11 protein-coding genes are annotated in these 13,220 nt (G+C 69.3%); 2 read left to right on the top strand and 9 right to left on the bottom strand.

Annotated elements, in window-relative coordinates; all coding sequences use genetic code 11:
- The 3 genes from ACWKZU_RS12335 to ACWKZU_RS12325 all read right to left on the bottom strand — a co-directional run.
- Nucleotides 1-495: ATP-binding cassette domain-containing protein (locus ACWKZU_RS12335; RefSeq protein WP_449282624.1), on the bottom strand; the 495-nt coding region annotated here is incomplete at its 3' end.
- 108 nt (nucleotides 496-603) lie between these two features.
- The gene (locus ACWKZU_RS12330; protein ID WP_449282623.1) at nucleotides 604-2,139 is read right to left on the bottom strand and encodes an APC family permease; all 1,536 of its coding nucleotides are present in this window, start codon (nucleotides 2,137-2,139) and stop codon (nucleotides 604-606) included.
- Nucleotides 2,140-2,480: 341 nt separating this feature from the next.
- Entirely contained in the window at nucleotides 2,481-3,650 is a 1,170-nt protein-coding gene (locus tag ACWKZU_RS12325) for a DmpA family aminopeptidase (RefSeq protein ID WP_449282622.1), read from the bottom strand.
- 110 nt (nucleotides 3,651-3,760) lie between these two features.
- On the opposite strand from ACWKZU_RS12325, the gene ACWKZU_RS12320 reads away from it, so the two are divergent.
- Both ACWKZU_RS12320 and ACWKZU_RS12315 read left to right on the top strand, forming a co-directional pair.
- The gene (locus ACWKZU_RS12320) at nucleotides 3,761-5,254 is read left to right on the top strand and encodes an APC family permease (protein WP_449282621.1); all 1,494 of its coding nucleotides are present in this window, start codon (nucleotides 3,761-3,763) and stop codon (nucleotides 5,252-5,254) included.
- Between the two features lie 77 nt (nucleotides 5,255-5,331).
- Nucleotides 5,332-5,952, top strand: coding sequence for a hypothetical protein (locus ACWKZU_RS12315; RefSeq protein ID WP_449282620.1), 621 nt, complete (start codon nucleotides 5,332-5,334; stop codon nucleotides 5,950-5,952).
- A 79-nt stretch (nucleotides 5,953-6,031) separates the two neighbouring features.
- Here ACWKZU_RS12315 and hpaD read toward each other — a convergent pair whose 3' ends face one another.
- The 6 genes from hpaD to ACWKZU_RS12285 all read right to left on the bottom strand — a co-directional run bounded on the left by hpaD (nucleotide 6,032) and on the right by ACWKZU_RS12285 (nucleotide 12,975).
- Nucleotides 6,032-7,174 carry a 3,4-dihydroxyphenylacetate 2,3-dioxygenase gene (gene hpaD, locus ACWKZU_RS12310; RefSeq protein ID WP_449282619.1) on the bottom strand — a complete coding sequence of 381 codons (1,143 nt, stop codon included), beginning with the start codon at nucleotides 7,172-7,174 and terminating at the stop codon, nucleotides 6,032-6,034.
- A gap of 193 nt (nucleotides 7,175-7,367) precedes the next feature.
- Nucleotides 7,368-8,867 carry a 5-carboxymethyl-2-hydroxymuconate semialdehyde dehydrogenase gene (gene hpaE, locus ACWKZU_RS12305; RefSeq protein WP_449282618.1) on the bottom strand — a complete coding sequence of 500 codons (1,500 nt, stop codon included), beginning with the start codon at nucleotides 8,865-8,867 and terminating at the stop codon, nucleotides 7,368-7,370.
- A gap of 51 nt (nucleotides 8,868-8,918) precedes the next feature.
- Entirely contained in the window at nucleotides 8,919-9,605 is a 687-nt protein-coding gene (locus tag ACWKZU_RS12300; RefSeq protein WP_449282617.1) for a GntR family transcriptional regulator, read from the bottom strand.
- Nucleotides 9,606-9,607: 2 nt separating this feature from the next.
- The gene (locus ACWKZU_RS12295; RefSeq protein ID WP_449282616.1) at nucleotides 9,608-11,128 is read right to left on the bottom strand and encodes a fumarylacetoacetate hydrolase family protein; all 1,521 of its coding nucleotides are present in this window, start codon (nucleotides 11,126-11,128) and stop codon (nucleotides 9,608-9,610) included.
- A gap of 258 nt (nucleotides 11,129-11,386) precedes the next feature.
- On the bottom strand, nucleotides 11,387-12,205 hold the full coding sequence (locus ACWKZU_RS12290; protein WP_449282615.1) for an HpcH/HpaI aldolase family protein: 819 nt from the start codon (nucleotides 12,203-12,205) through the stop codon (nucleotides 11,387-11,389).
- Complete coding sequence (locus ACWKZU_RS12285; protein ID WP_449282614.1) at nucleotides 12,190-12,975, bottom strand: fumarylacetoacetate hydrolase family protein; 786 nt, start codon at nucleotides 12,973-12,975, stop codon at nucleotides 12,190-12,192. Before ACWKZU_RS12285 ends, ACWKZU_RS12290 begins: the two co-directional genes overlap by 16 nt.
- Nucleotides 12,976-13,220: the final 245 nt, after the last annotated feature.

Genomic DNA, 13,220 nt, shown 5'->3' with positions numbered 1-13,220 from the left:
GTCGAGCAGCAGCACCCGGGGCTCGTGCACGAGGGCGCGCGCGAGACTGAGCCGCTGCTTCTGGCCCCGGGACAGCGTGTGGCTGCGCTGCTTCGCGAGCGGCCGCAGGCCGGTGCCGTCGAGCAGGGCGTCGATGCGCTGCTCGGCACGGCGCCCTGAGATCCCGTACATGGCGCAGACGGCCGCGAGCGTCTCGCGCACCGTCAGCGTGTTCCAGGCGCCGAGGATGTCGGGCATCCAGCCGAGCGAGGCGCGGGCGGCGCGGGTCTCGGAGAGCACGTCGTGGCCGCCGATCGAGATCGTTCCGCTGTCGGGGCGGAGCAGTGTGGCGAGCATCAGCATGAGTGTCGTCTTGCCGCTGCCGTTCGGGCCGACGAGCGCGGTGATCCCGCCCGGTGCGACGCTCAGCGACGCGTCGCGCACCACCTGCTTGTCGCCGAAGGCTCGCGAGACCCCGACGGCGCTGATGCCGTGCGACTCCCCTGGAGTGCTCATGTGCTCAGCATAGCGGCGGCTCCGCTCGACGCGTGGACGCCGAGAGGAGAGTTCCGGCGCGGATCTCGAGGATCTGCAGCCGGAACCCTCCTCTCGGCACGGCTGCGGCTACTCCGCGACGACGTCGACCATCTCGGTGCCGTAGGCGCCCGGCTCGGTGCCGTGACCGATCTGGCGGTAGATCTCGGGCTTTCGGGCCTTCAGCCTGTTGCCCCACGCGATGCCGATGACGCCGGCGAGTACCACGATGATGGGCAACAGGTAGGTATCGAAGCCGGGGCTGCTGTCGCCCATCATGACCGGGAAATTCATGAGGATCATGACGAACACCCAGGAGAGGAGCATCCCCGCCAAGATCGGCGAGAGCGTGGTCGTCCAGATTCCGAGTCCGCGGCGATCGCGACTGAAGAATCCGATGACGGCGAAGGCGATGATGGCCATGAGGAGGACGAGTCCCATCGCTCCGGTGTTGGTGAGCCAGGTGAACATGGTGAGCACCGGATAGAGGAAGGCTGTGTCGCCGAACATCGACTCGGCTCCGCCGAAGGCGTCTCCCGCCAGCGCGAAGCCGGCCACCACGACGACGGCGATCACGGTCTGGGCCACCGAGCCGGACCAGGGCGCCCCCGACTTGCTCGTGTGGCTGAACCACGTCGGCAGCACGCCCTCGCGGCCGAGCGAGAAGAAGTAGCGGGCGACGGCGTTGTGGAAGGACTGGAGCGCCGCGAAGAGGCTCGTGAGGAACAGCAGCGTCATGATGTCCGAGAAGATCATACCCACCTGGTCGGTCATGAAGACGAACATCAGGTCGGGGCCGAAAGTCTGCGACTGCTCGACGATCTGCGAGGGACCGATGCCGACCGAGAACGCCCACGCGCTGAAGGCGTAGAACACGCCGATGATGGCGACCGCGGCGTAGGTGGCTCGGGGCACGGTGCGCTTCGGGTCCTTCGCCTCCTCGCCGTAGATGGCGGCGCCCTCGAAGCCCATGAATGCCGCGACGCCGAACACCAGCACGATACCCAATGCGGGCCCGAAGAGCGCGGAGGGGTTCAGCGTCGCGGCGGTGACGCCCTCGGGCGCGTGGCCGATCGCGACGATGTCGAAGATGATGACCACGAGGAACTCGAGCGCCACGAGTACGCCGAGCACCTTGGCGGAGAAATCGATCTTGTTCACTCCGAGTACGCCGACCACGATCATGCAGAGCAGGATCCACAGCCACCAGGGCGACGAGAAGCCGAGTTTGGCCTCGAGGAACATCGAGAGCTGGAAGCCGAAGAGGCCGTAGATGCCGATCTGCATCGCGTTGTAGGAGACGAGGGCGATGAGGGAGGCTCCAACTCCTACTGAGCGGTCGAGTCCCTGCGCAATGTAGGCATAGAAGGCGCCGGCGTTCGTGATGTGGCGGCTCATCGCGGTAAATCCGACTGCGAAAACTGTGAGGATCGCCGCGATGACCAGGAAGCCGAGCGGTACTCCGAGCGACTCTGTGACCGCGAACGACGTCGTGACGCCGCCGGCGACCACCGTCAGCGGCGCCGAGGCCGCGATGATCATGAAGGTGATCGCGGGGACGCCGAGGGTCCGGCGGCTGAGCCCCGGATCGTGTTGCGCCGTGTCCGGCGTCGTCTGAGCACTCATGCTGTGGTTCCTCTCGTGGCTGCGCTGCGCACCGGCTTCGGCGCTGAAGGCTCTACGATTCCGAGTCTAGGAATCGGTTCGGCGGAGGCGAAGGGAGAGGCTGTGCACAGCGCGCACAACGCATGAGGATCGGCGCAAGACTATCCAGATGGACAGTTTCGCGCAGGCGGGGATCTCGGCTCTCATGCTGCCCCCGGCGCAGCCGGTCGTGCCGCGCGAGCGGAGCGAGTCGCAGGACGCAGAATCCAGGATGGTGGGTCCTGCGACTGCGTTCGCTGCGCTCACTCCGCGCAGGATGACGGGAGAGGCGATGGGACGCGGCGCTGGGGGCGCGGCGGGGCTCATGCGGCGCCGAAGGCCGCGCGCACCTCCTCGTGGGGGAGCGCGAAGCTCTCGTGCCCATCCCGCCCCGTCACGTCCCGCGCGGCCACGAGCGCGTTGCAGACCGCCTCCTCGGTGGCCTGCACCACCGCCTCGAAGAAGGGGTCGATGCCGCCCCAGGCCACGTGGGAGAGCTGCTCGATCGCGACGCCCTCGCCGGCCATCCGCGAGCCGAGCGCCCCCTCGTTGGCGGTCGAGAGGGCGAGGAAGATGTCGCCGGAGAAGTGGCTGCCCGTGGTGCCGGTGCGGGCGAGGCCGAGCGGCACGCGGCGCGCGAGCGCCCGGCACTGGTCCGGCAGCAGGGGGGCGTCGGTGGCGACGACCACGATCACGCTGCCCGCCCCGGGGGCGGCCACCGCGCCGGCGCCGGCCTCGCGCGCGAACCAGCCGCTGGTCTCCATGGGGTTCGGGGCCTGCGAGGCTGGGCCGAGCGGACGCCCCGCGATCCGGAGCTCCTTGCGCGAGCCGAAATTGGCCTGCAGCAGCACACCGACGGTCCACCCCTGCTCGCCCGAGCGCACCACCCGCGAGGCGGTGCCGGTGCCGCCCTTGAACCCGTAGCAGTTCATGCCCGTGCCGCCGCCCGTGTTGCCCTCGGCGACCGGACCGGAAGCCGCCGCGTCGAGCGCCTCGGCGGCGTGCTCCGGACGCACGGTGTCGGCGTTGATGGAGTTGAGATAGCCGTCCCAGGTCTCGCCCACCACGGGCAGCATCCAGGCGGCGGCAGCGGCGGGGTGGTGCTCCGCCATCCAGCGATCGATGCCGCGGTGCACCGCGCCGACCGCGTGGGAGTTCGTGATCGCGATGGGGGCCTGCAGCTGACCCGACTCCTCGATCCAGCTGCGGCCCGTGAGCTCGCCGTTGCCGTTGAGCACCGCGATGCCCGCGGCGCACGGCGTGCCGGCCCCGGCGCGGCCGCGGGGCAGGATCGCCGTGACGCCGGTGCGGGCGACCACCGGCTCCTCGTCGAGGACCGTGACCAGTCCGACCTCGAGTCCCGGCACGTCGGTGATGGCGTTCCAGGCGCCGGGCTCGCCATCGAAGGGGATGCCGAGGTCGCGGGCGCGCACCGCCGCAGCAGGATCCCGATCCGCCGCCAAGGCCCCGGATCCGGTTTCATCATTGAACATTGTTTAATCCTCTCGTCTGTGATTACATTACATCCGACAACGCCAAACTGACAGATTCTGATCGTTGTTCAGTGAAAGGCTAGCCCGCTGAACGAGACAAGGGAGTCCGTATGCCCACCTCATCCACCCAGTCCCAGGCCCGGGAGGGAACGCTCGCCTCGGGCCGCCTCGGCACCTGGGACATCGTGTTCTTCGTGGTCTCGGCCGCGGCGCCCCTCACGGTGATCCTGAGCGGCGCGGTCACGACCTTCCGGCTGGGCGGGATCGGCGCCCCCGGCGCCATCCTCTTCTGCGCGGTGGTGCTCATCCTCTTCGCGCTCGGCTTCACCGCGATGTCGAAGAGCGTGCGCAACGCCGGCGCCTTCTACGCCTACGTCTCCCGCGGGCTCGGCAAGCCGTTCGGTCTCGGCGTCTCGTCGGTCACGGTCTTCGCCTACATCTCGCTCGTGATCTCCTTCTACGGATTCATCGGGTTCTTCGCGCAGTTCACCTTCGCCGAGCTCTTCGGGCTCGATCTCCCCTGGGGCGTCTGGTCGCTCATCGCCGTAGGCCTCGTCGCCTTCCTCGGCTATCGCAAGGTCGACGTCGGCGCGAAGGTGCTCGGCGTGCTGCTGACCCTCGAGGTCGCCATCCTGCTCGTCTTCGCGATCGCGGCCCTCGCCGACGGGGGACCCGAGCCCTGGAGCCTCGCGTCCTTCGACCCGCAGAACGTGTTCTTCGCGCCGGCCGCCGGCACGCTCTTCATCATCGGCTTCGGCGCCTATCTCGGCTTCGAGAGCACCGCCATCTACGCGGAGGAGGCGAAGCGGCCGGAGCGCACGATCCCGCGCGCCACGATCATCGCGATCGCGTTCCTGGGCCTCTTCTACGCCTTCACGTTCTGGGTGCTCACCGTCGCCTTCGGCGTCGAGGGCGTGCTGGAGATGGCGCGCAGCGACGCCTTCGAGACGATGGTGATCACCGGCACCGAGGATCTCGCGGGAGCCTGGGCGGCCTTCGCCATGAAGGTGCTCATCGTCACGAGCTTCTTCGCCTGCGTGCTCGCCTTCCACAACGCCTGCACCCGCTACCTGTTCTCGCTCGGACGAGAGGGGCTGCTGCCGCGCGTGCTCGGCCGCACCAGCGCCCGCAGTCAGTCGCCCGCGGTCGCGAGCCTGACGCTCAGCGCGTTCTGCGCGGTGGGCGTGATCATCGCGATCCTCGTGAACGCCGACCCCTTCCTCGGCCTGGCACTGTGGACCTACGCGACCGGCGTGCAGGGACTCGTCTTCGCGCAGGCGTTCACCGCGATCGCGGTGGTCTGGTACTTCGCGAAGGACCGCCGGGGGCACAGCGTCTGGCGGGTGCTGGTGGCCCCGGCGCTCGGAGCCCTGGGCCTGGTCATCGGCTTCATCCTCATCGTCACCAACTTCGAGGTGGTGACGGGCCTCGAGGGCCCGATCAACCAGATCCTGCTGCTGCCGACGCCCATCCTGTTCATCGGCGGCATCGTCGTCGGCCTCGTGCTCAAGGCGCGCAAGCCGGCGTACTACGCGGGGCTCACGGAGTCGGTGCAGGTCGTGCCCGCGGAGGAGTCCCGGGAGGAGTCCGAGCCCGCCCGCTGACCGGCCGCTCGAGCCCTTCGGCGACGGCTCCGCCGCGCCGAGGGGCTCGAAGCGCGGGAGCGAATAGGCTGGAGCGCATGAACGCGACCGCACGCCGCCGCCTGGAACGCCGGGAGGACATCGTCCGCGCATTCTGGCGCGTCGCGCGGTCGAATCCGCGCCGGGTGAACGTGCGCTCGGTCGCGGCGGAAGCCGAGATGAGCCCCGCCAACGTGCTGCACTACTTCGCCAGCCTGGGCGAGCTGCAGATGACGGCGATCGCGGGGGCGCTCGAGCAGTTCATCGAGCGGCGCCAGGCGATCCTCGACCGCCCCGAGAGCGCGACCGCCCGCATCTACGCCATGATCGAGGCCGGGGTGCCCGACACGATCAGCGACGAGCTGCGCCACGTCTACGAGAGCGTCGGGATCCTCGCCGACCACCCGGAGTACCTGCCCGCCCACCGCGCGCTCACCGATCGCCAGGTCATGCTGTACCGCACGCTCATCGAGATCGGGGCCGGCACGGGGGAGTTCTCGCTCGCCTCGCCCCCCGGGATGATCGCACGCAACCTGGTGGCGCTCGAAGACGCCTACGACCTGTACCCCCTGGTGGGCGATCAGACGCCCCGCGAGGAGTGCCGCGCCGCCGTGCGCAGCTACGCCGAGCTGGCACTCGGGATCCCGGGTCGACTGGCGAGGCATCCCGGCGCTCCCTGAGACGACGAAGGGGCCGGAGCGCTGCGCGCCCCGGCCCCGATCCCGTACCCGTACCCGCGAAGCGGATCCGAGAGCCGTCCTACAGCGTCTCGCCGAGCTTGAAGCCCTTCACGTCGTCGCCCTCGCGGGTGTACGAGAAGCCGTCGGCGCCGATGGTCACGGCCATCTCGCTGCTGTCGGTGCGCTTGATCACCGGCTGCGGGTTGCCGTCGAGATCGAGCACGAGCGAGGCCTCGGTGTACCACGAGGGCACGACCGGGTTGCCCCACCAGTCGCGGCGCTGGTTGTCGTGCACGTCCCAGGTGACGACCGGGTTGTCGGGATCGCCGGTGTAGTAGTCCTGGGTGTAGATCTCGACGCGGTGGCCGTCGGGATCGAGCAGGTAGAGGTAGAAGGCGTTCGAGACGCCGTGGCGGCCCGGGCCCCGCTCGATGCGGTCCGACAGGCGCAGCGCGCCCAGCTTGTCGCAGATCGCGAGGATGTTGTGCTTCTCGTGGGTGGCGAACGCGACGTGGTGCATGCGCGGGCCGTCGCCGCCGGTGGCGGCGGTGTCGTGCACGGTCGGCTTGCGGCGCATCCACGCGGCGTAGACGGTGCCCTCGTTGTCCTGGATGTCCTCGGTCACGCGGAAGCCGAGGTCCTGGTAGTGGCGAACCGCGCGCGGCACGTCGGGGGTGACCTGGTTGAAGTGGTCGAGGCGCACGAGCTCGCCCGGCTTGTGCAGGTCGTAGCGCCACGCGAGACGCTCGACGTGCTCGGTCTGGTAGAAGAACTCGTAGGGGAAGCCGAGCGGGTCGACCACGCGCACCGAGTCGCCGATGCCCTTGACGAAGCCGTTCTCGTTGCGACGCACGTCGCAGCCGAGCTCGGTGTAGAAGGCGACCGCCTTGTCGAGGTCCTCGGGGGTGCGCACGCGGTACGAGAACGCGGCGACGGCGGCGACGGGGCCCTTGCGCAGCACGAGGTTGTGGTGGATGAACTCCTCGGTCGAGCGGAGGTAGATCGCCTCGTCGTCCTCCTCGGTCACGTAGAGCCCGAGCACGTCGACGTAGAACTTGCGCGAGGCCGCGAGATCGGTGACCACGAGCTCCATGTAGGCGCAGCGCAGGATGTCGGGCGCCTCGGCCTGCGGGGTCGCGACGGGGTTGTCGGAGTGGATCGGGGCTTCCTCGGTGACCCAGAAGCCCGAGGAGGTCTTGTCGCTTTCGTTGAGTTTCGTCATGATATTGCTTCCTTGCAGTTCTCCCGTCATCCTGCACGAGCGCAGCGGATCCTCGATGAGAACGCGGCAGCGTTCTCGGGATTCACCGCTGGAGCCACAGCTCCAGAGTCGCAGGATCGACTCCGCCGAGTGGATCCTGCGACTCCGGCCTTCGGCCTTCGCGCAGGATGACGAGGGGTGGATGTGTCGGGGGTTAGTTGGAGCCGGCGCCGAAGCGGGGGAAGTGGGCGGTGCCGAGCGTGATGTGGACGGCCTGCTGATCGGTGTAGAAATCGATCGAGCGGTAGCCGCCCTCGTGGCCGAGGCCCGAGGCCTTCACGCCGCCGAACGGGGTGCGCAGATCGCGCAGGTTGTTCGAGTTGAGCCACACCATGCCGGCCTCGACCGCGTGCGCGAAGTTGTGCGCACGCTTCAGGTCGGAGGTCCAGATGTAGGCCGCGAGGCCGTACTTGGTGTTGTTGGCGAGCTCGAGCGCCTCCTCCTCGGTGTCGAACGGGGTGATCGCCACGACGGGGCCGAAGATCTCCTCCTGGAAGATGCGGGCGTCGGGCGAGACGTCGGCGAACGCGGTCGGGGCGACGAAGTTGCCCTCGGGGAAGCCCTCCGGACGGCCGCCGCCGGCGATGAGGCGTCCCTCGCTCTTGCCGATCTCGACGTAGCTCATGACCTTCTCGTAGTGCTCGGGGTGCACGATCGCACCCACCTCGGTCTTCGGGTCCGAGGGGAGGCCCACCACGATGTTCCTGGTGCGCTCGGCGTAGCGCTCCACGAACTCGTCGTAGATGCCGCGCTGCACGAGGATGCGGCTGCCGGCGGTGCAGCGCTCGCCGTTCAGGCTGAACACGCCGAAGACAGTGGCGTCGAGCGCGGTCTCGAGGTCGGCGTCGTCGAAGACCACCGCGGGGCTCTTGCCGCCGAGCTCCATCGACAGGCCCTTGAGGTAGGGGGCCGAGTTGCCGAAGATGATCTGACCGGTGCGGCTCTCGCCGGTGAACGAGATGAGCGGCACGTCGGGGTGCTTGACGAGCGAGTCGCCCGCCGACTCGCCGAAGCCGCCGACGAGGTTGAAGACGCCGTCGGGGATGCCGGCCTCGCGGAAGATCTCGCCCCAGAGGGAGGCGGAGAGCGGGGTGAACTCGGCCGGCTTCAGCACGACGGTGTTGCCCGTCGCGAGGGCGGGACCGAGCTTCCACGACTCGAGCATGAAGGGGGTGTTCCACGGCGTGATGAGGCCCGCGACCCCGATCGGCTTGCGGTTCACGTAGTTGATCTGCACACCCGGCACCTTGAAGGTGTCGTCGTGCTGCGCCACGATCAGGTCGGCGAAGAAGCGGAAGTTCTCCGCCGCGCGACGCGCCTGGCCCTTCGCCTGCGTGATGGGCAGGCCCGAGTCGAAGCTCTCGAACTGCGCGAGCTGCTCGTCGCGCGACTCGACGATGTCGGCCACCCGGTGCAGGATGCGCGACCGCTCGCGCGGCTTCATCTTCGGCCAGGGGCCCTCATCGAACGCGCGCTTCGCCGCGGCGACCGCGAGGTCGATGTCGGCCTTCTGCCCGGAGGCGGCCATGATGTAGGTCTCGTTGGTGACGGGGTTGAGCACCTCGAACTCTTCGCCGCCGACGGAGTCGACGTGCTTGCCGTCGATGAAGTGGCGGATCTTGTCCGGCAGCCCGGCGGGCTTCTCCTGAGTCATATCTCTCTCCAGGTGGGGGTGGTGGATGGGTGTGGATTCGGATGCGCGGGATCAGGCGGCCGGGGCCGCCCGCTGCTCTCCCGCGTGCCGGTGCTCGTCGGAGTACGCGAGCACGGCATCGAGCGTCGCCGTGCGGTGCGCTCGTGCGGCCATCTCGATCTCGAGTGGCGGGACGCGATCCTCGATGAGCGTCAGCAGCCGCTCGTGCTCGTCGACCGACTCCTGCGCTCGCCCGGGCACGAAGCTGAACGACGAGTTGCGCAGCACCTTCATGCGGTTCCAGCCGCGGTGCACGAGGTCGAGGATGTGCGGGTTGGGGCAGGTCTCGAAGAGCACGCTGTGGAACTCGAGGTTGAGCTCGGTGAAGCGCTGCGGGTCGAAGGCGCTGAGCGACTCGCGCATCGTCTGGTTGACGAGCCGCGCGCGGCGGATCTGGTCCGCCGTGATGTGCGGCGCCGCGAGCCCCGTGGCCGCCCCCTCGACGAGCGCGAGCGTCTGCATGGTGTGCAGGTACTCGGTCTCCTTGATGAGGGAGACCTGCGCACCGACGTTGCGCTCGAAGGTGACGAGCTGCTCGGCCTCCAGGCGCCGGATGGCTTCGCGCACCGGCACGACCGACATCCCGAGCTCGTTCGCGATGGGGGCGAGCACCAGGCGGTAGCCCGGCACGTACTGCCCGCTGTCGATCCGATCCCGGATCAGGCGGTACGCGCGCTCGGACTTCGACTCGGCGGTCATGACTACGCCTGCGCTTCCTTCTCGGCCTCGTACTTCGCGCGCCACTCGGCGTTCATCGGGAAGAGCCCGTCGACCGGGGCGCCCTGCGCGACCTGCTCGGCGACCCAGGCGTCGGCGTGCTCCTGGGCGGCGGCCTCGCGGGCCACCTCCTCGAGCAGGAACGGCGGGATCACGATCACGCCGTCGCGGTCGCCCATGATGATGTCGCCGGGCTGCACGGCGGCGCCGCCGCAGGCGATGGTCACGTCGGTCTCCCACGGCACGTGACGGCGGCCGAGCACGCTCGGGTGGGCGCCCTGCGAGAAGACCGGGATGTCGAACTCCTGCACGGCCGCGTAGTCGCGCACGCCGCCGTCGGTGACGATGCCGGCGGCGCCGCGGTACTGGGCGCGCAGCGCGAGCACGTCGCCCACGGTGCCGGTGGACGGGATGCCGCGGGCCTCGACCACGAGCACCTCGCCGGCCTCGACGGTGTCGAAGGCGCGCTTCTGCGCGTTGAATCCGCCGCCGTACTCCTTGAACAGGTCGGGGCGGAAGGGGATGAAGCGCAGGGTCTTGGCGGTGCCGAGGATCGTATCGCCGTCGTGGTTGGGGTGCACCCCGTCGATGAAGATGTCGACGTAGCCGCGCTTGCGCAGGGCGGCAGAGACGGTCGCGACCGCCACTCCGTCGAGCAGCGCGCGGATCTCGTCCGTGAGCGGGGACGCGGTTCCCGAGCTCGTCGACGAGTCCGAGTCCAGTGGGGAGGCCTTGCCCGCGGCGACCGCGGCCGCGTGCGCCGCCTCGTCGCCCCAGGCCTCGACCCGCTGCTTGTCGTCGATGGCCGGCCGGTTGCCGAAGTCGCCGAAGGTCGTGGCGCCCTGGGTGACGGTGGTCGAGAGGCGACCCGTCGTGGGGGAGCCCGGCGCGCCGGGCGCGTCGACCTCGACCTCGACCACGTCGCCCGGCACGACGACCGAGGAGCCGGCGGGCGTACCGGTGAGGATCACGTCGCCCGTCTCGAGGGTCATGTGCTGCGAGAGATCTGCGACGAGCTGCCCGAAGGCGAACTTGAGGGTGTCGCTCGTGTCGTCCTGCACCAGCTCTCCGTTGACCCAGGTGCGCACCCGCCAGGCGTCCTGTCCGATGCCGGCGGTGGGGATCGCGGTGGGGCCGACCGGCGTGAACCCGTCGCCGCCCTTGTTGCGCACGTTGGAGCCCTTGTCGGCGGCGCGCAGGTCGTAGAGGCCGAAGTCGTTGGCCGCGGTGACTGCGGCCACGTGCTTCCAGCCGTCCTCGGGGGACACCCAACGCGCGGGCTCGCCGATCACGAGTGCGATCTCGCCCTCGAAGGCGAGCAGCTCGGTGCCGGCGGGGCGCTCGATCGTGCCGCCGGTGGGGGCGAGCGACGAAGCGGGCTTGAAGAAGTAGGAGGGGAACTCCGGGGTGCGGCCGCGCTGCGCGATCCGCGACGGGTAGTTGAGGTGGACGGCAATGATCTTGCCGGGCGTCTCGATGCCCAGCTGCTCGATTCTGTACGTCATGGCGACCTCGCTCATCATTCTCGTGCGCGGGATCCAGGGATCCCGGCCTCGTTATATTTCTTATCGTATACGATTTGGACGGGTTTGGGAAGTGGGGTTTCGCTCCACACGGCGAGCCGCGCCGATCGAAGCGGAGCGAGAGGCGAGCGCGGCCGAAACCGCGGTCCGGGACTCCGTCGAGGCCCGGACCCGGGTTTCGACTCCGCTGCGCCCCGCTCGACCGACGGCGGTGCCGGCTTGATCATGGATCTGCCGCGCTCAGTAGCTCGCGCGCTCGCCGCCGGCCCCGCCCGTGAAGCGATCCACGAGCGCCTCGGTCTGGCGGGCGAGGATCGCGACGTCGGCGCCGACGGCCACGAAGGAGGCGCCGGCCTCGATGTAGCGATCCGCGTCGGCCGCGACGAACGCGTTCACGCCGACGGGCTTGCCCGCTCGCTTCGCGGCCTCGATCGCGCGCAGCACCGACTCCACCACCTCGGGGTGGTTCTGCTGGCCGAGCAGCCCCATCGAGGCGGCGAGATCCGACGGCCCGACGAAGATCGCGTCGACGCCGTCGATCGCGACGATCCGCTCGACGTCGGAGACCGCCGCTGCGGACTCGATCTGCACCGTCAGGCTGAGGGTCTCGGCGGCGCGGCCGAGGTAGCCCTCGACGCGGTTCCAGCGGGCCGAGCGGGCGAGCGCGGATCCCACGCCCCGCACGCCGCCGCGGGCGGTGCCGTCGGGGTAGCGCACCGCGCGCACGATCTCGGCGGCCTGCTCGGCCGAGTCGACCATCGGGATCAGCAGGTTCTGCGCGCCGAGGTCGAGGAACTGCTTGATCGTGACCGTGTCCCCGAAGGGCGGCCGCACGAGCGGGGCGACCGGGTACGCCGACATCGCGTAGAGCTGCGCCAGCACCGACTCGAGCCCGTTGGGGGAGTGCTCGGCGTCGAGCAGCACCCAGTCGCAGCCGCTGCCGGCCACGATCTCGGCGGTGACGGGGCTGCCGGCGCAGGCCCACAGCCCGATGAGCGGGCGCTCGGCCGCGGCGAGCCGCTCGCGCAGGGTGGGGGGCAGGCTCAGATGAATCGGCATGTGATGGATCCCAGTTCGTGGTAGTCGGCGTGCACGGTGTCGCCGCGCTCGACCCACATCGGCTTGGTGAACGATCCCGCGAGGATGATCTCGCCCGCCTCCAGGGTCTGCCCGTGCTGGGCGAGCTTGTTCGCCAGCCACGCCACCCCCAGCGCCGGATGCCCCAGCACCGCCCCGGCCACCCCCGAGTCCTCGATCGTCTCGTTGCGGTACAGCAGCGCCTTCGCCCACGTCAGATCCACCTCGTCGACCCTGACCGGGCGGCCCCCGAGCACCATCGCCCCCATCGCCGCGTTATCGCTGATCGTGTCCACGATCGTGCGCCCCTCCAGCTCCAGATGCGAATTCAGCACCTCCAGCGCCGGCACCACGTACGCGGTCGCATCCAGCACATCGAACAGGGAGACGTCGGGGCCCGTCAGCGGCTTGGACAGCACGAACGCCAACTCCACCTCGATGCGCACGTTCGAGAACCGGTCGAACTCCAGCACCGACCCCGACTCGTACACCATGTCGTCGTGGATCACCCCGTAATCCGGTTCCGTGATCCCCGTGGCCACCTGCATCACCTTCGAGGTGAGCCCGATCTTGTGCCCCACCAGACGCGCCCCCGCAGCGATGCGGCGATCCGACCACACCTTCTGAATTGCGTAGGAATCCTCGATCACCATCCCCGGATACCGGGCGGTCAACCGCGGCAGCACCGCCCGATCCCGATCGGCCTGCACCAACTCATCGGCAATGGATTCAATCTGCGACTGCTCGAGCACGAGTCCTCCGTCTCCTGGGGTTCTGGTCAGATCGTATACGATCCAGGGGTTCTGCGCCAGGGTGCGTGACGGCTCCGTATCGTGTCGATTTCGTGATGTTTGCGCGGATCGAGGGGACTTGCGTTTTTTGTCAACGTACGTAGAATGAAATCCGACGGCACGCTGGAGTGACGTCCATCGCAACCGCGGAGAACGTTCGATCCCCGTGCTGCATGGTGGATCTGCAACGGCGCCTCACCCCCCCC

The organism is Leucobacter sp. (assembly GCF_053528595.1).
Note: the sequence above shows the minus strand (reverse complement) of the source record. Positions and strands in the feature narration are given on the sequence as shown.